The 23,304-nt window shown below is 69.6% G+C and carries 18 protein-coding genes; 15 read left to right on the forward strand and 3 right to left on the reverse strand.

Going from position 1 to position 23,304, the window contains the following annotated elements; translation table 11 throughout:
* Positions 1-85 precede the first annotated feature (85 nt).
* The 5 genes from smpB (at position 86) to E5F05_RS12015 (ending at position 6,326) form a co-directional block, all read left to right on the forward strand.
* Positions 86-517, forward strand: a complete 432-nt coding sequence (gene smpB / locus E5F05_RS11995) for an SsrA-binding protein SmpB (protein WP_129118861.1) — start codon at positions 86-88, stop codon at positions 515-517.
* On the forward strand, positions 514-1,887 hold the full coding sequence (locus E5F05_RS12000) for an N-acetylmuramoyl-L-alanine amidase (RefSeq protein ID WP_129118862.1): 1,374 nt from the start codon (positions 514-516) through the stop codon (positions 1,885-1,887). Before smpB ends, E5F05_RS12000 begins: the two co-directional genes overlap by 4 nt.
* Positions 1,884-2,423 carry a GerMN domain-containing protein gene (locus tag E5F05_RS12005; RefSeq protein WP_129118863.1) on the forward strand — a complete coding sequence of 180 codons (540 nt, stop codon included), beginning with the start codon at positions 1,884-1,886 and terminating at the stop codon, positions 2,421-2,423. Before E5F05_RS12000 ends, E5F05_RS12005 begins: the two co-directional genes overlap by 4 nt.
* Before the next feature lie 101 nt (positions 2,424-2,524).
* A complete protein-coding gene (locus E5F05_RS12010; RefSeq protein ID WP_129118864.1) occupies positions 2,525-5,827 on the forward strand; it encodes an AAA family ATPase in 3,303 nt (1,100 codons plus the stop codon).
* Positions 5,828-5,861: 34 nt separating this feature from the next.
* A complete protein-coding gene (locus E5F05_RS12015; protein ID WP_129118865.1) occupies positions 5,862-6,326 on the forward strand; it encodes a hypothetical protein in 465 nt (154 codons plus the stop codon).
* A 44-nt stretch (positions 6,327-6,370) separates the two neighbouring features.
* Here E5F05_RS12015 and E5F05_RS12020 read toward each other — a convergent pair whose 3' ends face one another.
* Both E5F05_RS12020 and E5F05_RS12025 read right to left on the reverse strand, forming a co-directional pair.
* Positions 6,371-9,103 carry an AAA family ATPase gene (locus E5F05_RS12020; RefSeq protein WP_146719927.1) on the reverse strand — a complete coding sequence of 911 codons (2,733 nt, stop codon included), beginning with the start codon at positions 9,101-9,103 and terminating at the stop codon, positions 6,371-6,373.
* A gap of 115 nt (positions 9,104-9,218) precedes the next feature.
* Positions 9,219-10,406: a metallophosphoesterase family protein gene (locus tag E5F05_RS12025; protein WP_129118872.1), complete on the reverse strand. Its 1,188-nt coding sequence runs from the start codon at positions 10,404-10,406 to the stop codon at positions 9,219-9,221.
* Positions 10,407-10,454: 48 nt separating this feature from the next.
* On the opposite strand from E5F05_RS12025, the gene E5F05_RS12030 reads away from it, so the two are divergent.
* The 8 genes from E5F05_RS12030 (at position 10,455) to E5F05_RS12065 (ending at position 20,385) form a co-directional block, all read left to right on the forward strand.
* A complete protein-coding gene (locus E5F05_RS12030; protein WP_129118873.1) occupies positions 10,455-11,015 on the forward strand; it encodes a Uma2 family endonuclease in 561 nt (186 codons plus the stop codon).
* A 64-nt stretch (positions 11,016-11,079) separates the two neighbouring features.
* The gene (recD2, locus tag E5F05_RS12035; protein ID WP_129118874.1) at positions 11,080-13,197 is read left to right on the forward strand and encodes an SF1B family DNA helicase RecD2; all 2,118 of its coding nucleotides are present in this window, start codon (positions 11,080-11,082) and stop codon (positions 13,195-13,197) included.
* Between the two features lie 171 nt (positions 13,198-13,368).
* Entirely contained in the window at positions 13,369-14,682 is a 1,314-nt protein-coding gene (locus tag E5F05_RS12040; RefSeq protein WP_129118875.1) for an ABC transporter substrate-binding protein, read from the forward strand.
* A gap of 88 nt (positions 14,683-14,770) precedes the next feature.
* Positions 14,771-15,712, forward strand: coding sequence for a carbohydrate ABC transporter permease (locus E5F05_RS12045; RefSeq protein ID WP_129118876.1), 942 nt, complete (start codon positions 14,771-14,773; stop codon positions 15,710-15,712).
* Between the two features lies 1 nt (position 15,713).
* Positions 15,714-16,586 carry a carbohydrate ABC transporter permease gene (locus E5F05_RS12050; RefSeq protein ID WP_129118877.1) on the forward strand — a complete coding sequence of 291 codons (873 nt, stop codon included), beginning with the start codon at positions 15,714-15,716 and terminating at the stop codon, positions 16,584-16,586.
* Between the two features lie 2 nt (positions 16,587-16,588).
* Positions 16,589-17,626, forward strand: a complete 1,038-nt coding sequence (locus E5F05_RS12055) for a glycoside hydrolase family 43 protein (protein ID WP_129118878.1) — start codon at positions 16,589-16,591, stop codon at positions 17,624-17,626.
* A gap of 25 nt (positions 17,627-17,651) precedes the next feature.
* Entirely contained in the window at positions 17,652-18,590 is a 939-nt protein-coding gene (locus E5F05_RS12060; RefSeq protein WP_129118879.1) for a glycoside hydrolase family 43 protein, read from the forward strand.
* A 136-nt stretch (positions 18,591-18,726) separates the two neighbouring features.
* Positions 18,727-20,385 (forward strand): CTP synthase, encoded by a 1,659-nt coding sequence (locus E5F05_RS12065; RefSeq protein WP_129118880.1) that lies wholly within the window; start codon positions 18,727-18,729, stop codon positions 20,383-20,385.
* A gap of 23 nt (positions 20,386-20,408) precedes the next feature.
* Here E5F05_RS12065 and coaE read toward each other — a convergent pair whose 3' ends face one another.
* Entirely contained in the window at positions 20,409-21,062 is a 654-nt protein-coding gene (gene coaE / locus E5F05_RS12070; RefSeq protein WP_129118881.1) for a dephospho-CoA kinase, read from the reverse strand.
* Between the two features lie 175 nt (positions 21,063-21,237).
* Here coaE and E5F05_RS12075 point away from each other — a divergent pair, with 175 nt between their 5' ends.
* Both E5F05_RS12075 and sodA read left to right on the forward strand, forming a co-directional pair.
* On the forward strand, positions 21,238-22,416 hold the full coding sequence (locus E5F05_RS12075) for a tetratricopeptide repeat protein (protein WP_129118882.1): 1,179 nt from the start codon (positions 21,238-21,240) through the stop codon (positions 22,414-22,416).
* A gap of 176 nt (positions 22,417-22,592) precedes the next feature.
* A complete protein-coding gene (gene sodA / locus E5F05_RS12080; protein ID WP_129118883.1) occupies positions 22,593-23,243 on the forward strand; it encodes a superoxide dismutase [Mn] in 651 nt (216 codons plus the stop codon).
* Positions 23,244-23,304: the final 61 nt, after the last annotated feature.

Consider the following 23,304-nt stretch of genomic DNA (forward strand, 5'->3'; position numbering starts at 1 on the left):
TCCGGCTGGACGTCCGGCCCCTGAGAGCGATCTCGGGGGCCTTTGTTGTGGCCTTCCCCGCGCCCTTCCCGGAGGCCCTGCTAGAATGCGCCGCGTGTACACGAACCGCCGCGCCCACCACGAATATGAGCTTTTGGAGCGCTTCGAGGCGGGGATCAGTCTGACGGGCAGCGAGGTCAAGAGCGTCCGGGCAGGCGGCGTGGACTTCCGGGACGCCTTCGCGCGTCTGACGAACGGCAATATCGAGCTGGAGGGCCTCTACATTCCGACCTACACCGAAGCGACCTACAACAACCACGAGCCGCGCCGGACGCGCCGCCTGCTGCTGCACCGCGAGGAGATCGGCAAGCTCAGGCGCGCGCTGGAGCAAAAGGGCCTGACGCTGGTGCCCACCAGGCTCTACCAGAAGGGCCGGGTTTTCAAGGTGGAACTCGCCCTGGCGCGCGGTAAGAAGCTGCACGACAAGCGCCGCGCCGAAGCCGAGAAGACCCTGCGCCGGGAGCTGCGCGAGCTATGAGGCTGCGTTCTTCCAAACCGCTGCTGCTGTCGGCGGCGCTGCTGTGTGCCGGGCTGGCGGGGGCGCAGATCGCCTTTACCAAGCTGAACCTGGCCGGGCAGCAGGTGCAGAGCATCAACCTGTACGGGGCGGAGTACGCGAGTGAAACGGTGCTGGGCCGCGTGCTGAAGGTGACCCGCGATAACGGCATCGCGCGGGTGGAGGGCTTCGGCCACACGCTGCTGCTGCCCATCGACGAGGACCAGCAGCGGGCCACGACCGACTTCAACACCGTGCAGCTCGACACCGACCGGGTCACCGCGCGGACCGCGACCCTGGTGAACGGGAACCTCTACCTGCCGCTCGACACGCTGGCGCGCGGTCTGGGGGCAACCTACGCGGCGGGCGACTTCCGGTTGGTCCCGGCCACACTCCAGGGCGTCAGCAGCCGCGCGGGCAAGGACAGTGACCGCCTGGTGCTGGATCTCAGCCGCGACGTGCCCGTGAGTGATGAACTGCGTGGCACCACGGTGACGGTGACCCTGAAGGGCCTCCAGGGCGAGGCGCGGCGCTACACGACCCGGGGCGCCTTCGTGCCGCTCGCGGAGGTGAGCCGCAGCGGCGACGACCTGAAGCTCAGTTTCACCCTGCCGCCCAACAGCGGCTACCGGGTCTACCGGGTGGTGCGGCCCGGCGGCGCGCGGCTGGTGGTGGACGTGGGGCCGGGCGTGCCCTACACCAGCCCGGCGCTGCTGGAGCGCATCTCGCGGCCGCTGATCGTGCTGGACCCGGCGCGCGTGAATGGCCTGGGCCGCGACGTGACGCTCGAAGTGGCCCGCCGCGCCGCCGAACTGCTGAACAAGGCCGGGTGGCAGGTCAAACTCACCCGCGACGCGCAGACCGCGCTGGGCCTCAACCAGAAGCTGGCCCTGGCCCGGCGCAGCGACGTGTACCTGGCGCTGGACCTGGGCCGCTTTCCCGGCACCCAGCGCGGCGGCGTCACGGTGTACGAGCCGACCGGGCGCGCCAGCGCGCAGATCGTGAACGCGGTGCGGGGCGGCGCCCAGGCCCCCTATATCGACCTCGCGGTGGGGGACGGGGGGGGGACCCGCCGCCTCAGCGAACTGCTGCGCGGCGAACTGCGCGGCGGGGGCATCACCGCCAAGAGCGAGAACGTCACCCGCACCCTGACGCTGGGGGAGGCGCCGCAGGCCGCGCTGCTGCTGGAACTCGGCTGGGCGGGCAATGCCGAGGACCGCGCCAAGCTCGGCGTGGATGACCGCCTCCAGGCGATGTCGGTGGCGGTGGCCCGCTCGGTCGCCACCTACCTGACCGCCCGCGTCGCCAATGCCGGGCGTGCCGCTCCCGGCGCGAACGGAGCGGGCCAGTGAGGCGGCTCTTTTCCTTCTTCAACGTGGTGAGTCTGGCCCTGCTGGCCGCCGCCGCCTACGCCTACCAGGAGGTGCAGCGCCCCCCGGCGACGCCTACCGCGCCCAAGCTGGAACTGGAAGAAAAGCGCGACGTGCAGGTGAAGGTCTACTACAGTGACGCCCAGGTGCAGACCATGAAGCCCGAGACGCGCACCGTGCAGGTTACCCAGGAGAACCCCGGCACGCTGGCGCAGGCGGCGCTGAACGTCTGGGCGGACGGTCCCAAGGCGTCCGGCTCGCTGCCCCTGGTCCCGGACGGGACGGCGGCCCCCAAGGTCTGGGTGCGCGGCCCGCACTACTACGTGAACCTGCCGGACACCTACCTGAAACTCCGCTACGGCACCAGCGGCGAGCGGATGCTGCTGTGTACCCTGACACGGACCCTGCTGGAGAAGGGCGGCCAGGACGTGACCTTTCTGGTGGGGGGCAAGAACGTAGACACCCTGGGGCACCTCGACGTGCGCGAGCCTTACACGCGGCAGGACTGTGCGGATTAGGGCGCGGCGCGCCGGTCCAACGGTCAAACCGTCTGACCGTCTAATCACTCATCTTCGTCCCCCGCCGTTAGACGGTTAGACCGTCGGACCTTTAGACCCTCATGCTCCAGAGCATCACCCTCCAAGGCTTCAAGAGTTTCGCGGACCGCACCCGGCTGGAGTTCGGGCCGGGCGTGTCGGCCGTCATCGGGCCGAACGGGAGCGGCAAGAGCAACGTCGTGGAGGCGCTGCGCTGGGCCACGCATCAGGCCCGGGCGCGCGAGCTGCGGGCGGGGCGCGGCACGGAGCTGATCTTTCACGGGAGCGGCGGAAAGGCGCCGCTGGGCCTGGCCGAAGTGCAGGTCGAACTGCTGACGGCGGAAGGCCGCGTGAACGTCACCCGCCGGGTCTACCGCGACGGGACCGGCGAACAGGACCTCAACGGCCGCCCCGCCCGCGCCCGCGACGTGCAGGGGGCCTTGCGCGGCACCGGGCTGGGCCCGGGGGGCCTGGCGGTGATCGGGCAGGGCGAGGTGAGTGGCGTCGTGCAGGCCGAGGGGCGGACCCTGCTGGGCTACGTGCAGGAGGCGGCGGGCCTCTCGCGCGCCGTCTCGGCCCGCCAGGAGACGGAGGCGCGGCTGCGCGAGGCAGACGGCCATCTGGAGCAGCTCCGGCTGGTGCAGGGGGAGCGGGCCGCCCGGGTCGAACGGCTGGCCCAGGCCGCCCGTGATGCCCGCACCCACCGTGACCTCAGCCTGCGCGCGCTGACCCTGGAAGACGCCCTGAAACGTGAGCGGCAGACGGCCCTGGGGCGCGAGATTGCTACCGCCCGCGCTGAGGCCGACGCGCTGGAGGCCCGCAGCGCCGAACTTGCCACCGGGGTGCAGGCCGCCGCCGCCCGGGTGGAGGCCGCCCGCGAGGCGGTGGGCGACGCCCGCGCCCGTGCCGACGCTTTTACCGGGGCGCTCGACGCCCTGCGCGCTGCCCGTGACGCCCACGCCCAGGCCGAACGCTACGCGGACCATCTCAGCGCCGAGGCTGAGCGGCTGCGCGCCGAGTTGGCCTCCCTCCCCAGCAGTCCGCCCGCCGGAGCGGCCCCCGACCTCCCCGCGCTGGAAGTGGCCGTGACCGCCGCCCGCACGGACGCCGAAGCCGCCGAGCGCCGCGCCCGAACCCTGGATGCCGACCTGACCCGCGCCCGTGAGCGGGCCGCCCGCGCCGCCGAGGCTGCTGCCCGTGTGGACGCCAGCCGCGAGACGCTGGGAAGCGAACTCGAACGCGCCGAGGGCAATCTGGAGGCTGCCCTGGAATCGCTGGCCGCTGCCCGCGAGCGCCTGGAGGTCGCCACCCACGCCCGCCAGCAGGCCGAGGCCGGATACGCCGCCCTGGCCGCCCGCCGCTCGGAGGCCCAGGCCCACGAGCGGCACCTCGCCTCCGAACTCGCCCGGCTGAATGCCAGCGCCCTGCCCCTGCGCCGTGAGCGCGAGCGGCTGGAACAGAGCCTCAACTCCTACGCCCGCTATGGCGAGGGCGCGCGCAATGCCCTGCGGCTGGACCACCCCGGCATCGTCGGCTCGGTGGCCGACCTGCTGACCGTCCCCGCCGAGTACGAGACTGCCGTGACCGCCGCGCTGGGCCGCCGCCTGGAGCAGATCGTCGTGGGCAGCGGCGAGGACGCCCGAATGATCATCGAGGAACTCAAGCGCGCAGGTGGGCGCGCGACCTTCCTCCCCCTCGACCTGATCCGCGCCCGGCCCCGCCGCGACGGGCCGCTGCTGCGCGAGGCGGGGGTGATCGGCAACCTCGCGGACCTGTGCCCCACCGACCCGCCGCTGGTGGGCGAGGCGATTCTGGCCGACACGCTGGTGGTGGAGGACCTGCGCGCGGCAAACCGGATCGCCCGCGCGCACCCGAACCGTCCGCGCCTCGTCACGCTGGAAGGGGAACTGCTGGAGGCGGGGGGCGCGATCACTGGCGGACGGCTGCGCGACGCGGGCTTCAGCGTGCTGGCCGACCAGCGCCGCTTTCAGGAGATCGACGCGGAACTGGAGGAGGTGGACCGGCAGACGGCCCGCCTCAAGGCCGAATGGCAGAAGGTGCAGGCGCTTCTCGCCGGGGACGCGGACGGACACGACGCCCTGCTGACGAGCCGCGAACGCGCCGCCCGCGAGGAGCGCGACGCCGAGAAGCGTGTCACCGAGCTGGACGCGCAGGTCCGCAGCCTGACCACCCACCGCGACCGGCTGCTGGCCCGCCTGGCTGTTCAGACCCCTGCCCCTTCCGGGCCGGACCAACCGACCGCCGACCCCGCCGAACTGGAAGCCGCCCTGCTTGGAGCCCGCGCCGCCGCCGAGGGCCACCGCGAGCGGGAACGCGCCGCACTGGAAAACTTTGCGCTGGCCCGCGAACTGGACGCCGCCTGGCGGGCCTTCCGCAGCGCCCGTGCCCGCGCCGCCGACCTGCGCGAACACCTGGCTGCAACTGTAGGGGCGACGGAGGCCCAGGACGCCCACCTGACCGCCGCCGCCGCCGAGGTCCAGCGCCGCGAGACGGCCCTCGGCACGCTGGACGAACACGAGCTGTACCGCGCCGAGAAGGAACGCGACGCCGCCACGCAGGCGTATACCTCCCTGATCGGGGAGCAGAACAAGACCCGCGCCCGCCTGGAAGACCTCCGCCTGCTGATCGCCCGGCGCGAGGGGAGCCTGGAACCCATCCCCGACGGATGCAGCCCCCCCGGTACGCCCCGCGAATGGACGGCGGACCTGAACCGCACCCGCGCCGAACTCGACCGCCTCGGCCCGGTGAACGCCCGCGGGGAGGCCGACCACGCCGCCGAGCTTGCCGAGCTGGAGGTCCTGACCAGCGAACTGAACGACGCGGAGGCCGCCGCCGCCGAGCTGCGCGCCCACCTCACCGAGCTGGAAACCGCCGAGGGCCTGGCCACCCGCGCCGCCTTTGGCCGCGTCAACAGCGCCTTCCGCGACTATTCCGCCGAACTGCTGGGCGGTCAGGGCGAACTGGAGCCGGAGGCGGACGAGGCGGGCCGCCTGACCGGCCTGCGCCTCGCCGTGCAGCCCAAAGGCAAACGCACCCGCTCCATGACCCTGCTCTCGGCGGGCGAGCGCACGATGGCGGGCCTGGGGTTCCTGTTCGCCCTGAACCACGCGGGGGGGGAGGGCAGCGCAGGCGGGTTGCCCCTCGCTGTGCTCGATGAGGTGGACGCCCCGCTCGACGAGGCGAACATCCGCCGCTTCACGGCCTTTCTGGAACGCTTCTCGGCCCGGGGCGCGCAATTCCTGCTCGTCACTCACCAGAAGGCGACGATGGAAGTCGCGCACGCGCTGTGGGGGGTGACGACCGATCAGACGGGCGCAAGTCGCGTGCTGAGCATCCGGCAGGGGGAGGAGGCGGTGGGGCGGTGAGGACTGCTGCACCATTTATCTAGACTCAGGGCATATGGGTCAACGCTCTGTCGTCTATGGATATATCAATGCTCGCAGCAACGCCGACATAGAGGTCAACCTTCAGGCTCTAGCGCGTTTTCCTTTCGATGAGCTGTATCCCTTTCGCAACAACTTCTGGGTCGAATCTGCGCCGAAGTATCAATATCCGTCTATTTTCTTTGGGGGGACTTACAAGGAAATTGAAGGCGACTGGCCGATATGGCTCTGGAAGTTCACACAACTGCTTTCAACGCTCGAAGCTACAGAGGCTAACGTCACCCTTGACTGCTGGCTTGGCCGTTTTTCCTGGCGCCTAGAACCTCGGTGGCTTGTTGAAGGGGGAAGCGTTGGTGACCTTGACACAATGACCGGTCAACAGTGGATCATTGTCGAGGCACCTGAGAACGAGTCAGAATTGGAAGACCTTTACGATGAAGACCGTACGCTAAGTGTCGAGCGTCGACAGCAGCGAACCTGAGCTTTTTGAAGGTCTGCTCCTGATCTGACTCGTCTCTCCCTCTCTCACCCGTCCAGCCGCTGCACGCTGCTGCCCGCCACGCTCTTGGTGACGATCAGGCGGCTGGGCAGCCGCTCCGACAGGCTCTCCACGTGCGTCACCACGCCCACCATGCGGCCCTGCGTCCGCAGATTTTCCAGCGCACCCGCGACGGCTTCCAGCGCCTGCGGGTCCAGCGTGCCGAAGCCTTCATCCAGAAACAGGGCGCCCAGAATCTTGTTTCCGGCGAGGTAATCACTGAGCGCAATGGCGAGGCTGAGGCTGGCGAGGAACGTCTCGCCGCCCGAGAGGGTCTTCACGGCGCGCGTCTCGCCGGTGTTCCAGAGGTCCTGCACGACGTACTCGCCGTCCTCCAGCGCGAGGCGGTAACGGCCGTCGCTGATGTCATAGAGCAGCGTACCCGCGCCCGTCAGCAGCCGCGCCTCCACTTCGGCCAGGAGGTACTGCTGGAACTCGTTGGCGCGCAGGGTATTGGCGAGGGTCTGCCAGGTGTCGAGCTTCGCGGCCAGGTCCCCCGCCTGCGCCTCGATCTCGGCCCGGCGCTTCAGGCGTTCGCGGGCGCTGCGTTCCTGCTCGGCCAGGCGGCCCGCCCGCTCACGCGCGGCGCTGAGGGCGGCGTCGGTGGCGATCAGGTCGCGTTCGGCCTGCCGGAGCTGGGCCGGGTCGAAGGGTTCCAGGCCGAGCTGCCGGTCCAGTTCCGTGAGTTGCGCCCGGAGCTGCTCAACCTGGGCCGCGTGAGTCCGGGCGGCGGCCTCCAGGGCGGCGATATCCGCTTCGGGGAGGGCGGCGGCGCGGGCCTGGGCCGCATCGAGGGCGAGTGCCGAGAGGGCCGCCTCCAGCGCCGCCTGCGCTTCCCCCGCCTCCCGGGCCCGGCTCTCCGCCGCGCTGCGGGCCGAAGTCAGGGTGGCCTGCGCCGCAGCATGGGCGCTCTGCGCGCGGGCGAGGGTGGTCTGCGCCTCGTTCAGCCGGGCCCGGATGCCTTTCACTTCCGCCAGCAGCTTCTGCCGTTCGCGGGCCGGATCGGTTCCCGCCGCCCGGACCCGCTTCGCCAGCCCTGAGAGCAGACGCAGCGCCAGGTCGTGCGGGTCGCCGCTGATCTGCGCCTCAAGCTGTTTGAGGTCGAGTTCGCGCTGTTCCAGCGCCGCTTCCCAGTCGGCCAGCTCGGCGGTCCGGGCCTCGATGGACTTCTTCAGGTTCCCCAGTTCCAGCCCGATTTCCTTGTACCGCAGGCGGCGGTTTTCCAGCGTGCCTTGCAGGGCCGTCACCTGCCGGTCCAGCGCGGCGAGGTCCACGCCGGACGCCCGGGGCAACACCCGCACGGTCTGCTCACACAGCGGGCAGGGTTCGCCCACGTGCAGATGGGCGTGGTAGGCAGCCAGCCCCGCCTCCAGCCTGGCGGCCTGCACCTCCGCCTGAGCGCGGTCGTAGTCCGCCTTGGCCTGTTTGCCCTCGCGTTCGACCCGCTTCTGTTCCTGCTGGAGGGCCTCCTGCTGCGCCTGCTCGGTTCGTTGCCGTTCGCGGCCCGCTTCCAGCGCCGCCTTCTGGGCCTCCAGCTGAATGCGCTCCTGCCGCAGCTTGTCGAGCTTCTGCGCCGCCTCGCGCGCAGCAAAGTGGGCGTCCTCGTCCCAGGGGAGGGGCGAGGCGTGGGTGGTCTGCGGGGTGCCCCCCGCGCGTTTCAGGCGGGCGGCGTCGGCCTCGGCTTCGCGCAGGGCGCCCTCGCGGGCCTCCAGGTCGGGGATCCGGGCCTCGGCGTCCTGGGCGGCCCCGAGCGTCACGGCCGCCGCGTCCACGGCCCGCCGGGCGCTGGCCTCGGCGGCAGCGGCCCGGTCGCGTTCGCCCGCCTCCCGCCCGGCGGCGATACGTGCCCGCTCCGCCGCATCCAGCAGCGGCAGCACGCCCGCCACGCGCCGCGCCCGCTCGGCCCGCGCGGCGCCCTCGCGCACCCCGGCGGCGCGGGTTTCCAGCACGTTCAGGCGGCGGGCCGTGTCCTCACGGGCGGTCCAGACCCCTTCCAGCGCGCGCAGGCGGTTGACCTGCCCCTGGAGCCGTTCGCGCGTGTCGGCCAGGCGTTCGGCCTCGGCGTCCACCGCCTCGCGTTCGGCCCGCAAAGTCTTGACCGCCTCCTCGGTCACGCCCGCGTATTCGCCGTCCAGCAGGGCGTGGAGGCTGCCCAGCGTGTGCTTGAACGCCTTGGCGCGGTCGCCCGCGAAGACGCGCATGGCCTCCACGTGCTCCAGGCCCATCAGTTCGCCCAGCAGCGCCTGCCGTTCCTTGCCGGTGCCGTGCAGCAGCTTGCTGAATTCGCCCTGCGGCAGCAGCACCGTGCGCGCGAAGGTCTTGAAGTCCAGGCCCACCACCCGGCGAATCCGGTCGTTCACGGCCGCGACGCCCCCATCGCTGAGGTTCACCCAGCGGCCCCCCTCGCGCCGTTCCAGCCGCACCTCGTTCTCGGCCTGGCGGCGGCCCTTGCTGCGCGCCGCGCGGTACGTCTCGCCGCCCGCCTCGAAGGTCAGGCTGACCGACAGCCCCCGCTCCCCCGACGAGATCAGCGCGTCCAACCCCTTGGTGCCCAGCCGCGGCGTATGGCCGTACAGCGCGAAGGTCATCGCGTCCAGCAGGCTCGACTTGCCGCTCCCGGTCGGCCCCACCAGCGCGAACAGTTCCAGGTCGGAGAAATCCAGCGCGGTGTGCTGCCGGAAGGAGGTAAAGCCCTGGACTTCCAGGCTGAGCGGCCTCATGGGCGCACCTGTGGTGCGGGTCTAACGGTCAAAAGGTCTAACTGTCTAACGGCAAACGGCGTCAAAAGCTTTTGACGGTTCGACCGTTTGACGGTCTGACGACGAGCGCAGCGAGTCACGCCACCACCTCCTCCGCTTCCCCCCGCGCCGCCTCGTCCGCCTCGTGGAAGGCGGCGCGCAGGTCTGTGGGCAGTTCGCCCCGGCGCTCGTTGTGAAAACGCTCGTACAGTTCGGCCAGGCTCAGCCCCTCGCGTTTCAGCTCTGGCAGGGCCAGATCGTCCTGCACGGCGTCCAGCTCGACCGCCAGGGTATTGGGCACCTGGCGCAGCACGCGGTCTTTCAGGCCGGGCAGGGCGGTGCCGCCAGGGGCCTGCACGACCACCTTCACCAGCCCGCCGAAGCCCGCGAGGGCGGCCAGGCGGGACTCGACCTGATCGAGCTTCACACGCACGGTTCGCAGTTCGCGCCCACTGGTCAGGGGAATCGGCGTCACGCGGGCGGGGCGCCCGGCCTCCACCTCCACCAGATTGACCTGTTTCTTCTCGCCGCCCTCACCGAAATCGAGCTGGATGACGCTGCCAGGGTAGTACGCGAGCGGCATCTCGCTGGACTTCTGCGGCTTGTGGACGTGCCCCAGGGCCACGTACTGCGCCCCGGCCGGGAGTTGCAGCGGCGAGAGGGTGTAGGCGTTCATCAGGTCGAACTGCATGGTGCGTTCACTGCCGCTGGGGGTCGCGCCGTCCATCGTGGCATGAGCCATCAGCATGTTCACGCTGTCCCCCCGGAACCCCTCCGCGATGCGGCGCAGGAAAAAACCCATCCCCTCGCGGTACTTCTGCCGCCACGCGCCCACGTCTCCGCCCAGCACGTCGGCCGCCTTGACCAGGCGACGCTCGGACAGGAAGGGGAGGGCGCCCACCGTCAGCCGCTCCCCGCCGCGCGTCTCCACGGTGCGGATCAGGTCCAGCGGATTGGCGGTCGGCTGCGCGACCAGTTGCACGCCCACCCACCCCAGCAGTCCGGCCAGGCCGTGCAGCCGCGCGGCGCTGTCGTGGTTCCCCGCGATGGCGACGGCAGGAATCCCGGCGTCACGCAATCTCAGGAAAAAGTCGAACACGGCGGCTTCGGCCTCCGCCGACGGGTTCACGGTGTCGAAGAGATCGCCCGAAACCAGCACCACGTCGGCCTTCTCGCTGCGGGCCAGCCCGGCGATTTCTAAGAGCGCCTCATGCACCTCCGGCGTCCGGTCGAGGCCCCGCAGATTCCGCCCGGCATGGAAATCTGCCGTGTGAAGTACGCGCATGACGGAAAAAATAGCACGGGGGCGAGCCAGGCACCGTACCATGTGGGCATGTCTGACCCCGCCTTCCAGCGCATGAGCGTGGAGGAGTACCTCCGCACCGAGCCGGACAGCCCGGTCAAGCGCGAGTACGTGAACGGGTTCGTCTATCCCCTGCACGGGCAGGCGGGAACAAGTGACGCGCACGACAGCATCGTGGGGAATATCTTTTTCCGCCTCTTTCCCCTGGCCCTGGCGGTGGGATGCCGTGCCTACACCTCCGACATGCGGGTGCGCTCCGCGGACGGCTTCTCATACTTTTACCCGGACACCACCGTGACCTGCGAACCCCGTCAGGACGACGCCCGCTTCAAGGTCGCCCCCTGCATCCTCGTGGAAGTCCTCTCGAAAAGCACGGCGCACAACGACCACAACGGCAAATACCACGCCTATACCGCTCTGCCATCCCTCCAAACGTACTTGATCGTCGAGCAGACCGAACGCCGGGTGTACGTGTATCAGCGCGAGGGCCCTCGCTGGACCATGCTGGAATACGCGGGAAGCGGTCAGATTCCCCTTCCCTGCCTGGCCGCCGAACTCTCCCTGGACGACATCTACGACGGCGTGCTGTAACGGCCTTTTCTGGGACCGCACTTCGTCCCTGACAGAACCGAACCCCCGCGCTATCTTCTCTCCCATGACTGCCGCGCCCCCCACTGAACCCTTCCGCGTCACGGGCGGCGTGAACAAGGTCCGTTTCCGCGCCGAGAGCGGCTTCACCGTGATGACCGCCCGCCTTCGCAACTCGGAAGGCGAGGACCCCGACGCCACCGTGATCGGCGTGATGCCGCCGCTGGAGGCCGGGGACACCTTCAGCGCCGAAGTGCTGATGGAAGAACACCGCGAGTACGGCTACCAGTACCGCGTGCTGAACATGGTGCTGGAGGCGCAACCCGCCGACCTGACCGAAGCGGGCGTGGCGGCCTACCTCGAAGCCCGGGTCGGCGGCGTGGGCAAGGTGCTGGCGGGGCGCATCGCCAAAACGTTTGGTCCGGCCACCTTCGACCTGCTGGAACAGGAACCGGAAAAGCTGCTGCAAGTGCCCGGCATCACGCAAAGCACGCTGCACAAGATGGTGTCCAGTTGGTCGCAGCAGGGCCTGGAACGCCGCCTGCTTGCCGGGTTGCAGGGCCTGGGCCTCAGCATCTCGCAGGCGCAGCGGGCGGTGAAGCACTTCGGGGAGGCGGCGCTGGAACGCCTGCAAGCCGACCTCTTCGCGCTGACCGAGGTGGAGGGGATCGGCTTCCTGACCGCCGACAAGCTGTGGAGCGCGCAGGGCCTTCCCCACGACGACCCCCGCCGCCTGACCGCCGCCGCCGTGTACGCGCTTCAGCAGGCGGGGCAGCAGGGCGGGCACTCCTTCCTGCCGCGCGAACGGGCAGAGCGGGGGGTTGTCCACTACACGCGCGTTTCACCGGAGCAGGCCCGCCTCGCGGTGGAAACCGCCGTGGAACTGGGCCGCCTCTCCGACGACCCCGCCCCGGACGGTTCCGCCCGCATCTACCTTCCGCACGTCCTCCGGGCCGAGAAGAAGCTCGCCCAGCTCATCCGGACCCTGCTCGCCACGCCGCCCGCCGCCGATGAATGGAGCGTGCCCGCCGGGGCCGCGAAGGGGCTGTCGGAAGAACAGGCGCAGGTGCTGCATCTGCTCGAAGACCACCGCCTCGTGGTGTTGACCGGCGGTCCCGGGACGGGCAAAAGCACGACCACGCGGGCTGTCGCGGACCTCGCGGAGAAACTGGGGCTGGAGGTCGGCCTCTGTGCGCCCACCGGCAAGGCCGCGCGCCGCCTGGGGGAAGTCACCGGCCGCAGCGCCTCCACCATTCACCGCCTGCTGGGATACGGCCCGGCGGGCTTCCGGCACAACCACCTCGAACCCGCGCCCTACGACCTCCTGATCGTGGACGAGGTGAGCATGACGGGGGACGCGCTGATGCTCTCGCTGCTCGCCGCCGTCCCGCCCGGAGCGCGGGTGCTGCTGGTGGGCGACACCGATCAGCTCCCCCCGGTGGATGCGGGGCTGCCGCTCCTCGCCATCGCGCAGTCGGCCCCTACCGTCCGCCTCAGCACCGTGTACCGGCAGGCCGCCGAGAACCCGATCATCCGCGCCGCGCACGGTCTGCTGCACGGCCAGGCCCCGCAGTGGGGCGACCTGCGCCTGGACCTGACGGAGACGGAACCCGACGTGGGCGCGCGCCGCGTCGCATTGATGGTCCGCGAACTCGGCGGGCCGACACAGGTGCAGGTGCTCACGCCCATGCGAAAGGGGCCGCTGGGTGTGGAGCTGCTGAACACCCACCTCCAGGCCCTCTTCAACCCCGGTCAGGGCGGCATCCGTATCGCGGACGGCGAGGCGCGGCCCGGCGACATGGTGGTGCAGACCAAGAACGATTATGGCAATGAGGTCTTCAACGGCACCATCGGGACGGTCCTCAAGGCCGAGGGGAACCGCCTGACGGTGGACTTCGACGGCAACATCGTGGAACTCGCGGGAGCGGAACTCTTCAACCTGCAACTCGGCTACGCCCTGACCGTCCACCGCGCGCAGGGCAGCGAGTGGCCCACCGTGCTCGGCGTGCTGCACGAGGCGCATATGCCGATGCTGTCGCGCAACCTCGTCTACACGGCCCTCACCCGCGCCCGCGAACGCTTCTACGCCGTGGGTTCGGCGTCGGCCTGGGCAAAGGCGGCGGGCAGGCAGCGCGAGGAGCGGAACACGGCGCTGCTGGAACGCATCCGGGGCCGCCCGGCCTGAAGCGTCGGCGGATAGACCCGTTTGACGCGCTTCAGGAGCGGGTGTAGGCTGCCAGACGAACACTCGTCTAGCTCACTGGCCGACCCGCGCCCTCGGTCGACCCGTCTTGCCCGTCCGGGGCGTGCTGCCCGGGGCGGGGCCGCTCCACCCCCCTTCAGGAGGTTGACCGTTATGACTGCTTCCCTGCGCCGGACCACCCTGCTGGCCCTGCTCGTCCTGGGCGGTGCCAGCGCCCAGACCTACAGCGGGCCGAACGTCACGCTCACCTTCCTGCACGGCTTTACCGGCCCGGACCGGCCCGTGATGGAGGGGCTGATCAAGAAGTTCAACGACACCCACCCCAACATCCAGGTGCGGGCACAGGCGCAACCCTGGGCGACGACCTGGCAGCAGCTCCCCTCGCTGGTCGCCTCGGGCCGCGCCCCCGACGTGGCCGTGATCAACGAGGACCAGATCACCGGCTTTATCGCGCGCGGGGCCGTCTCGCCGCTGTCCCCAGCCGAGCTGAAGGCGGCGGGCATCGACCGGAGCCGCTTTTTCGGCCCGCTGTTCGCCACGGCGGACTACAAGGGGCAGTCGTACGGCGTCCCGGTGTCGAGCGTCGCCTACGTGATGTTCTACAACAAGGACCTGATGAAGAAGGCCGGGCTGGACCCCAACAAGCCGCCCCGGACCCGCGCCGACTTCCTGGCGGCCGTGCAGAAATGCACCGTGGACAAGAACGGCAAGAACGCCACCCAGGCGGGCTTCGACCCCAAGAACCTCGACACTTGGGGCGTCAGCCTCTACAACAACTGGGTCGGCTCGCGCGCGGCCTACGCGGCGATCCTGCAAAACGGCGGGTCGATGGTGGACCAGAACGAGAACGCCGCCTTCAACTCCCCGCAGGCGATCAGCGCGGTGCAGTTTTTGGTAGACCTGGTGCAGAAGTACCACGTCGCTCGGCCCAACAGCACCGAGGAGGCGGAGCTGGCCGCCTTCAGCCAGGGCAAGGTCTGCTTCTTCCCCAGCGGCCAGTGGTACCTCGACCGCTTTGAGCAGCAGAAGATGAATTTCGGCGTGACCTTTATGCCGCGCATCGGCGGCAACGTGCGGGACGCGGCCTGGGGCGGATCGAGCCACCTGACCCTGCCCAAGCAGCGCGCCGGGTACGACGCCAACAAGCGCAAGGCCGCGCTGGTCTTCATGTCGTGGCTGACGCAGCCCGCGCAGAACCTCACCTGGACCAGTACCGGCAGCCTGCCGACGCAGCCCGTCGTGGCGAAAAACCCGCAGTTCGCCAACAACCCGATCAGCGGCGTCTTCGACCGCCTGAACAGCGTGTATGCCACCAGCGGCTACCCCTGGGTGGGGCAGGTGATGACGCCCTTCGATCAGGCCTGGGAGGCGGCCTACCTGGGCAAGAAGACGGTCGCGCAGGCGCTGAACGACGGCGTGAGCGAGTCCAACAAGCAGATCGAGCAGGCCCGCAAGAACTTCCAGTAAGCCTGTGAGCGGCCCGGCCCCCACCGTTCCGGCGTGAACGCGGGGCCGGGCCAGCGTCCCTTTTCCCTTCCGCGCGAGGTGTCCCCGCATGACCGTCACCCAGGCGCCCCCCCAGACCACGACGGCCCCGGCGCCCCTGCCCCGGCGCCGCACGAACCTGGAACCCTACCTGTACCTGCTGCCGCACGCGGTGCTGTTTTTCGTGTTCACGGTGTATCCCATCGGCTACGGGGTGTACATCAGCCTGCACCGCTGGGACCTGCTGAGCGGGCGCCAGCCCTTCGTGGGCGGCGAATTCTTCCGCAACATCTTCACGCCGGGTACGCCGCAGTTCGATTTCTTCTGGAAGACCCTCTGGAACACGGGCTTCTTCACGCTGGTCAGCGTGCCGCTGCTGGTGGCGGCGGCGCTGGGGCTGGCGCTCCTCCTGCACCGGCCGATCTTCGGGCGGGCCTTTTTCCGGGCGGTGTTCTTCATGCCCGGCATCCTGACCGTCTCGGTGATGGGCATCCTGTGGCGCTGGCTGTTCGACAACCAGATCGGGCTGGTCAATGCGGCGCGGGAAGCTCTCACGGGTGCCCCGCCGATTCCCTGGCTCTCGACCGAGGGGCTGGCCTGGGTGCCCATCGTGGTCGGGACGGTGTGGTGGACGGTGGGCTTCAACATGACGCTGTACCTGGCGGCGCTGGGGAACGTGCCGCAGAGCCTGTACGAGGCGGCCTCGCTGGACGGCGCGACGCCCTGGCAGCAGTTCCGCCACATCACGGTGCCGATGCTGGCGCCGGTCACGCTGTTCGTGGTGGTCACGACCGCGCTGGCGTCCTTCCAACTGTTCGGGCAGTCGCTGATCATCACCAACGGGGGGCCGAACCGCTCCACCCAGAGCGTGATTCAGTACATCACCGAGGAGGCCTTTACGAACACCCAGTATTCCAGCGCCGCCGCGATGGGCTTCGTGTTCGGCCTCTTCATGCTGGTGCTGACCGCCGCGCAGTTCCGCATGATGGCGCGGGACGTGAAGGGGGACTGACATGACGGACCTCGCTCCCACCTCTTCTGCCCGGACCGCCCCACCGCGCCGCCGGATGCCGCGCGACCTGCCGCGCTTTATCGTGCTGTGCCTGCTGTCGGTGCTGTTCCTGGCGCCCGTGTACTGGATGATCAGCACGTCTCTCAAGACCGAGGCCGACACCATCGCCACGCCGGTGCAGTGGATTCCGCACAACATCACCCTCGACAACTACCGCGAGGTGCTGACCTCGCCTGATGGCAACATCCTGCGCTGGACCTGGAACTCGCTGTTCGTGGCCGCCGCCTTCACGGTGCTGCACGTCGCCCTGTGCGCGCTGACCGCCTATCCCCTGGCGCGGATGCGCTTTCCGGGGCGCAACGCCTGGTTCTGGTTCATCCTGTCCAGCCTGATGATTCCGGGCATCGTGACCCTGATTCCCACGTACATCATGATGCTCAATTTCAACTGGATCAATTCGTACCACGCGCTGATCTGGCCGGGCCTCAGCGGCGTGTTCGGCGTCTTTCTGCTGCGGCAGTTCTTCATGGGGATTCCCCGCGAACTGGAGGAGGCCGCGCGGCTCGACGGGGCAAACAGCCTGCAAATCCTGACGCGGATCATCCTGCCGCTCAGCATTCCCTCGCTGGTCACGCTGGCCGTGTTCGCCTTCATGGGGTCGTGGAACAACTTCCTGTGGCCGCTGTATACCGTCACGGACGTGGACAAGATGACGCTGCCGGTCGGCATCACCACCTTCTCGCAGCGGTACGTGACCGAGTACGGCAAGCTGATGGCCTCCACCACCCTCGCGGCGGTGCCCGCGCTGATCGCGTATCTGGTCGCGCAGCGGTTCCTCGAAGCGGGCCTCTCCACCACCGGCCTCAAGGAGTGAGCATGGCAAAACGCTTCCCCATCCCCCGCCTCGCCCTGGCGTTCACCCTGGCGGCGCTGCTGGCTCCCTCCGCGAGCGGAGCAGGTGGGAGTGGCTCGGCGGCAACGCGGCCCGCTCCCTCCACCACCGCCACCTTCCGCAATCCGGTCATCGACGAGAACTTCCCCGACCCCTTCATCCTGCGGGTGGGGAACACCTACCACGCCTACTCGACGAACAGCGGCAACGACAACGTGCCGCACGTGGTCAGCCGCGATCTGGTCCACTGGGAGCGGGCGGGCGACGCCCTGCCGGTGCTGCCGGACTGGGCGAATGGCGGACGAACCTGGGCGCCGGAGGTGGCCCATATCGGGAACCACTTTGTCCTGTACTTCACGGCGGCGGACCGGGCGAGTGGCCGTCAGTGCATCGGGGCGGCGACAGCGACCTCGCCCGCCGGGCCGTTCAAGGACACGTCCAGGAAGCCCCTGGTCTGCCAGGAGGCCGAGGGCGGGAGCATCGACCCCAGCCCCTTTCAGGACGTGGACGGCCAGCGGTATCTGCTGTGGAAGAACGACGGCAACTGCTGCAATCTGCCCACGAACATCTATATTCAGCCCCTCGGCGCGGACGGTCTGAAACTCACCGGCAAGGCGACCCCGCTGATCCACAACTTCGCGCTGTGGGAGGGGAACGTGATTGAGGCCCCCACCCTCTACCGTTCGGGCGGCGTGTATTACCTGCTGTACTCGGCTGGCCCCTACGACAGCGATCTGTATGCGGTGGGGTACGCGACGGCACCGCGCGTCACCGGCCCCTACCGCAAGGCCCCGGAAAACCCGATTCTGGTCAGCAAGGGTGCGGTGGCGGGCCCCGGGCACCAGGCGGTGATCAAGGACGGCGCGGGGAAAACCTGGCTCGCCTACCACGCCTGGACCGCCGGGCGGATCGGGGACGCGGTGGGCTACCGCAGCCTGCGCCTCGACCCCGTGACCTTCGCGGGCGGCAAGGTGAAGGTGGCGGGACCGACCCTCACGCCCCAGCGGGCGCCGACACCCTGACCCTGTTTCCCGAAAGGCTTGACCGATGACCGACCCCTCTCCACCTGCCCCTTCCGGCCCCCTCCCCCAGGAGCCGCTGTATCCCGGCAATTTCGCGGACCCCTTCGTGCTGCTTGTGGACGACACCTATTACGCCTACGGCACGGGCCTGAACGGCCAGGCGGGGCAGCGGGCGTTCGAGGTGCTGACCTCGCCCGACCTCGTCCACTGGACCTCGCACGGGGGGGTGCTGGAACCGCTCGGCCCGGAGCGGCTGGACTACTGGGCGCCCGAGGTGGCGCGTTCCGGAGATACCTTTTACCTGTACTACTCCGCCGGGCACGGGGACGCAGGCCACCATCTGCGGGTGGCGGCGGCCCCGCACCCACTCGGCCCCTTTCGTGATCTGGGGCTGAACCTCACGCCGGGGGAACTGTTCGCCATCGACCCGCACCCCTTCCAGGCGCCCGACGGGTCGTGGTGGCTGTTCTACGCGCGGGACGACCTGAGCGGCGAGCGGCCCGGCACGCTGCTGGCCGCCGCGCCCCTCCACGACATGACCCGGCTGGGCGAGCCGCGCACCATCCTGCGCGCCAGCGGTGACTGGCAGGTGTACCAGCGCGGCCGCAGCATGTACGGCGCCGTCTACGACTGGCATACCCTGGAAGGTCCCTTCGTGCTGTACCGGGGGGGCCGCTACCACCTGCTGTACTCGGGGGGCGCCTGGACCAACGAAACGTATGGCGTCGGGCACGCCGTCGCGGACCATCCGCTGGGGCCCTGGACCGAGCCCCGACCGGGCGCGAACGTGCTGCGCACTGCCGGGCACCTGCGCGGTCCCGGCCACGCCAGTGTCACGCGGTTGGGGGGCCAGGACATCCTGGTCTTTCACGCCTGGAACGAGGAGCGCACCAAGCGGCAACTCCACGCCGCGCCGCTGCGCTGGGAAGGCGGCCTGCCCACCGCGTTGCCCGAACCCGTCTGAGGCGTTCGGAGTGGGGGAGGGCCGGGGGCGAGGCGGCCTCCCACCCCCTCCCCCGTGCTATCCTGTAATCCCGGAGGCCGAGCGCCCCGGCTTTTCTTTTTGGCCCCAGGCAGGGGTCAGGCGCTCGTGTTCAGACATGAAATACATCTTCGTGACGGGCGGCGTGGTCAGCAGCCTCGGCAAGGGCGTGGCGAGCGCCAGCCTGGGGGCGCTGCTGCGGGCGCGCGGTTATAAGGTCACGGCGGTCAAGATCGACCCCTACATCAACATCGACGCGGGCACCATGCGGCCCTATGAACACGGCGAGGTCTTCGTGACCGCCTCGGGCGCGGAAACCGACCTCGACATCGGCAACTACGAACGCTTCCTCGACCTCGACATTCCGCCGGGCAGCAACATCACGACCGGGCAGGTGTATCTGGAAGTCATCCGCAAGGAACGCGCCGGGGATTACCTCTCGCAGACGGTGCAGGTCATTCCGCACGTCACCGACGAGATCAAGCGCCGCATCCGCGGGGCGGGCGAGAACGCCGGGGCGGAAATCGTGCTGATCGAGGTGGGCGGCACCGTGGGCGACATCGAATCGCTGCCCTTCCTCGAAGCCATCCGGCAGTTCAAGTTCGACGAGGGCGACGAGAACGTTCTCTACATCCACCTCACGCTGGTGCCGTACCTGGGAACCTCGAACGAGTTCAAGACCAAGCCCACGCAGCACTCGGTGGCCGAACTCCGCTCGGTCGGCATCAGCCCAGATATCGTGATGGTCCGCTCCAGGGAGAAGCTGCCGCCCGACATTACCCGCAAGATCGCTCTGTTTACCTCCGTGCGCGAGAACCGCGTCTTCTCCTCCTACGACGTGGGCCACGTCTACGAGCTGCCGCTGGCGCTGGAGGAACAGGGCCTCGGCAAGGCGGTGGAGGACCTGCTGGGCCTGGAGCGGACCCACCCCAACCTGGGCGTGTGGCAGAACGCCGTCCGCACGATGAAGCATCCGCAGAATGAGGTCACCATCGCCATCGCGGGCAAGTACACCGAGATGCCCGACGCCTACCTCAGCCTGCTCGAATCGCTCACCCACGCCGGGATCGCCAACGACGCCCGCGTGAACATCAAGTGGGTGAACGCCGAGGAACTGGCCGAAGGCGACCTGGAAGCGCAACTGGGGGACGCGGACGGCATCCTGGTGCCCGGCGGCTTCGGCATTCGCGGCATCGAGGGCAAGGTGCGCGCCGCCGAGTACGCCCGCACCCATGACGTGCCCTACCTGGGCATCTGTCTGGGAATGCAGATCGCGGTGATCGAGTACGCCCGGAACAAGGCGGGCCTTGCGGGGGCCAACTCCGCCGAGTTCGACCCCTACGCGCCTCACAAGGTGATCGACCTGATGCCCGAACAGCTCGAAGTCGAGGGGCTGGGCGGCACCATGCGCCTGGGCGACTGGCCGATGGAACTGCGCGCCGGAACGAAAATCGCCGAGCTGTACGGCGTCCCGCAGGGCGGCACCGTCAAGGAACGCCACCGCCACCGCTTCGAGGTGAACCCGGCCTACACCGGGCAGCTTCAGGACGCGGGTCTGGTGATCAGCGGCGTGACCCCCGGCGTGGAGGGGCGCGGCGCGGGGCTGGTGGAGAGCATCGAGATTCCCGAGCATCCCTTCTTCGTGGCGCTCCAGGCCCACCCGGAGTTCAAGAGCCGCCCGATGCGGCCCAGCCCGCCCTTCGCGGGATTCGTGGCGGCGGCGCTGGGGAGCCAGCCGTCAGCCGTCAGTGGTCAGCCGGAGAAGGCCGGGGCGTAAGCCAGTTCAGCGAAAGAAAAGCCTCAGCGGTTGCTGGGGCTTTCTTCTTCCTGGCTGCTGGCGACTGGCGCCTGGATGCCCAGCACCCTCAGCGCCGCGTCCACCTGCCGCTCCAGCCCCGCCAGGTCGCCGCTGTTGTCCAGCACAAAGGTTGCCCGCTTCCGTTTCTCGTCGGCGGGCATCTGCCGGGCGTCGCGGGCCAGCACCTCCTCGGCGCTCAGGCCGCTGCGGGCGGTCACGCGGGCCAGGCGCAGGGCCAGCGGCGCGTCCACCACCAGCACGGCGTCCATCTGCGCCTCCAGGCCACCCTCGAACAGCAGGGGCACGTCCTGCACGATCCACCCCTCGCCGCGTGTGGCGGCGGCCTGCTCCAGCGCCAGCATCCTCTGCCGCACGCGCGGGTGTGTGATTGCGTTCAGCACGGCCAGCCGCGCCGGGTCCGCGAAGGCGACTTCGGCCAGGGCCGCGCGGTCCAGCACGCCTTCCCGCACCACGCCGGGAAAGGCCGCCCCGATCTCACGCAACACCGCCGGGTCGTGCGTGACTTCGCGGGCCACGGCGTCGGCGTCGAGGACAGTCAGGCCGTGGGCGCGCAGCAGGCCAGCGACCGTGCTTTTGCCCGCGCCGATGCTGCCGGTCAGGCCCAGGCGGCGCGGGTGGGAAGGTCGGGAGGTCATGCCCTTCAGTGTAGGGGGCGCGCCGCCCGCGTCAGAAGCCCGTCAAACCGGCCCCTTACCCTGCGTGTATGCTTCCTTCACCCGCCGCCGGGTGGCCCACCGTTCACCGGGCGGCCTCTCACAGCGGCTTGCACCCCCGTGGGCGCGGTGTTAGCCTCATCCCGGAGGTTTCTGAGTGAAACGACGTACCCTCGGCCTGCTCCTCGCGGCAGCCACCCTGACCGGAGCAGCCGCACAGACGCAACCGACGGCTCCCGCCACCGCTCAGCCTGCACCCGCCCCGGCCGCTCCGGCGGCGGCCCCGGCACGGCCCGCACGCCCCGCCGCGAATTACGTGGTGCTGGGCAACTACTACTACGAGCAGGGCAAGTTCGACCAGGCATACGTGGCCTTCCGCGCCGCCGCCGAGATTGATCCCAAGAACACCGACGCGCTGCTGGGCCTGGGCCGCTCGCAGATGCGGCTGCGGCTGTATGCCCCGGCCATCGAGACGTTGCGCCGCCTGACGGTGACGGCCCCCGGCGACCTCAGCGGGTACATCGCGCTGTCACAGGCGTACCAGCAGCAGTTCATCGGGGCCAGTGACCGCGCCAGCGTGACTGGCAACCTGGCCGAGGCGCTGCGCGTGCTGACCCAGGCCGAGACGGTCGCGCAGGCCCAGACCGGCAATGACCGGAACCTGGACCTCAGCAAGCTGTGGAATGAACGCGGCAGCGTGTACCGCCTCCAGGGCGACGCGGGCAAGGCCATCGACGCCTTCAAGCAGGCCAGCGCCCTGAACCCCGACAACGACGTGATCCTCTTCAATCTGGGGGACATGTACTACGCGACCGGCAATCTGGTGGCGGCGCTGGGCAGTCTCCAGCAGGCCGTGATCGCCAAGCCCAGCGACGCCTACAACCGCGCGTACTACGCCAAGCTCCTCGCCCTGAGCGGGAACACGGTCGCCGCCAAGCCCGAGGCCGCGCAGGCCGCGCGCCTGGCCCCCACCAACGCCTACGCGGTCGGGCAGTACGGCGTGGTCAGCTACCTCAGCCAGGACCCGGCCACCGCCCGGACCCAGCTCGCGCAGGCGGTAAAGCTCGACCCGCTGCGCTACCCCGAGTTCTACTACTACCTCGGAAGGCTGGACCTCGACGGCGGTGACCTGAAGTCGGCCCGCGAGAACCTGACGCGCGCCGCCGCGCTGGGCAGCACCACCCCCGAGTACGCCTACTACCTGGGCCTCAGCTACGAGCGCGGGGCGGGGACCCTCGCCCCTGACCGCCTCAAGGCCCGCGAGAACTACGAGCGGGCCCTGAAGCTCAGCCCCAACTACACCCTCGCCAAAGAGGGCCTCGCCCGCGTCCGCTAAGCCTGCCCGTCCGCTGGCCCCTGCCTGAAGAGGTGGGGGCCGCTGGCTTGTTCGGCTCCTGAACGTTCCCTAAAGCCCGCGCAGGCCCTCCCGGCTCATCCGGCGCGGGTAAGATGAGAACCGTTGCCGCCCTCATCCACGGTGGGTGAGGCTCCCGGCCCGAAAGGAGCACCAACATGGCTTACCAACTGCCCCCGCTGCCCTACGCCTACGACGCCCTCGAACCCTACATCGACGCGCGGACGATGGAGATTCACCACACCAAGCACCACCAGACCTACATCGACAACGCGAACAAGGCGCTGGAAGGCACCGAATTTGCCGATCTGCCGGTCGAGGTGCTGATCACGCGGCTGGACGAGGTGCCCGCCGACAAGAAGAACGTCCTGCGCAACAACGCGGGCGGCCACGCCAACCACAGCCTGTTCTGGACGGTCATGCGCGGCGGCAACGGCCAGAGCAGCCAGCCCAGCGGCGAACTCGCCCAGGCGATCAACGACGCCTTCGGCTCCTTCGACGCCTTCAAGGAGAAGTTCGAGGACGCCGCCAAGGGCCGCTTCGGGTCGGGCTGGGCGTGGCTGGTCGTGCAGCCCGGTGGCAAGCTCGCCGTCGTCAGCACCGCCAACCAGGACAACCCGCTGATGGGTGAGGCCATCGCGGGCGCCAGCGGCACGCCGATCCTGGGCGTGGACGTGTGGGAACACGCCTACTACCTCAACTACCAGAACAAGCGCCCCGACTACCTCAAGGCCTTCTGGAACGTGGTGAACTGGGACGAGGTCGCCCGCCGCTACCAGGAAGCGAAGTCGCAGGCCCAGGCGCAGTAAACGGAGTTGCACGACACCCCCGGCCGAGTGAGCCGGGGGTGCTGTCTTGGAGGGGGCAGGC

This window comes from Deinococcus metallilatus, assembly GCF_004758605.1.
GTDB classification, from domain to species: domain Bacteria; phylum Deinococcota; class Deinococci; order Deinococcales; family Deinococcaceae; genus Deinococcus; species Deinococcus metallilatus.

Coding starts and splice junctions, on each gene's coding strand:
- smpB (WP_129118861.1), top strand. CDS start 86: ATGCGCCGCGTGTACACGAACCGCCGCGCCCACCACGAATATGAGCTT.
- E5F05_RS12000 (WP_129118862.1), top strand. CDS start 514: ATGAGGCTGCGTTCTTCCAAACCGCTGCTGCTGTCGGCGGCGCTGCTG.
- E5F05_RS12010 (WP_129118864.1), top strand. CDS start 2,525: ATGCTCCAGAGCATCACCCTCCAAGGCTTCAAGAGTTTCGCGGACCGC.
- E5F05_RS12015 (WP_129118865.1), top strand. CDS start 5,862: ATGGGTCAACGCTCTGTCGTCTATGGATATATCAATGCTCGCAGCAAC.
- E5F05_RS12020 (WP_146719927.1), bottom strand. CDS start 9,103: ATGAGGCCGCTCAGCCTGGAAGTCCAGGGCTTTACCTCCTTCCGGCAG.
- E5F05_RS12025 (WP_129118872.1), bottom strand. CDS start 10,406: ATGCGCGTACTTCACACGGCAGATTTCCATGCCGGGCGGAATCTGCGG.
- E5F05_RS12030 (WP_129118873.1), top strand. CDS start 10,455: ATGTCTGACCCCGCCTTCCAGCGCATGAGCGTGGAGGAGTACCTCCGC.
- recD2 (WP_129118874.1), top strand. CDS start 11,080: ATGACTGCCGCGCCCCCCACTGAACCCTTCCGCGTCACGGGCGGCGTG.
- E5F05_RS12040 (WP_129118875.1), top strand. CDS start 13,369: ATGACTGCTTCCCTGCGCCGGACCACCCTGCTGGCCCTGCTCGTCCTG.
- E5F05_RS12045 (WP_129118876.1), top strand. CDS start 14,771: ATGACCGTCACCCAGGCGCCCCCCCAGACCACGACGGCCCCGGCGCCC.
- E5F05_RS12050 (WP_129118877.1), top strand. CDS start 15,714: ATGACGGACCTCGCTCCCACCTCTTCTGCCCGGACCGCCCCACCGCGC.
- E5F05_RS12055 (WP_129118878.1), top strand. CDS start 16,589: ATGGCAAAACGCTTCCCCATCCCCCGCCTCGCCCTGGCGTTCACCCTG.
- E5F05_RS12060 (WP_129118879.1), top strand. CDS start 17,652: ATGACCGACCCCTCTCCACCTGCCCCTTCCGGCCCCCTCCCCCAGGAG.
- E5F05_RS12065 (WP_129118880.1), top strand. CDS start 18,727: ATGAAATACATCTTCGTGACGGGCGGCGTGGTCAGCAGCCTCGGCAAG.
- coaE (WP_129118881.1), bottom strand. CDS start 21,062: ATGACCTCCCGACCTTCCCACCCGCGCCGCCTGGGCCTGACCGGCAGC.
- sodA (WP_129118883.1), top strand. CDS start 22,593: ATGGCTTACCAACTGCCCCCGCTGCCCTACGCCTACGACGCCCTCGAA.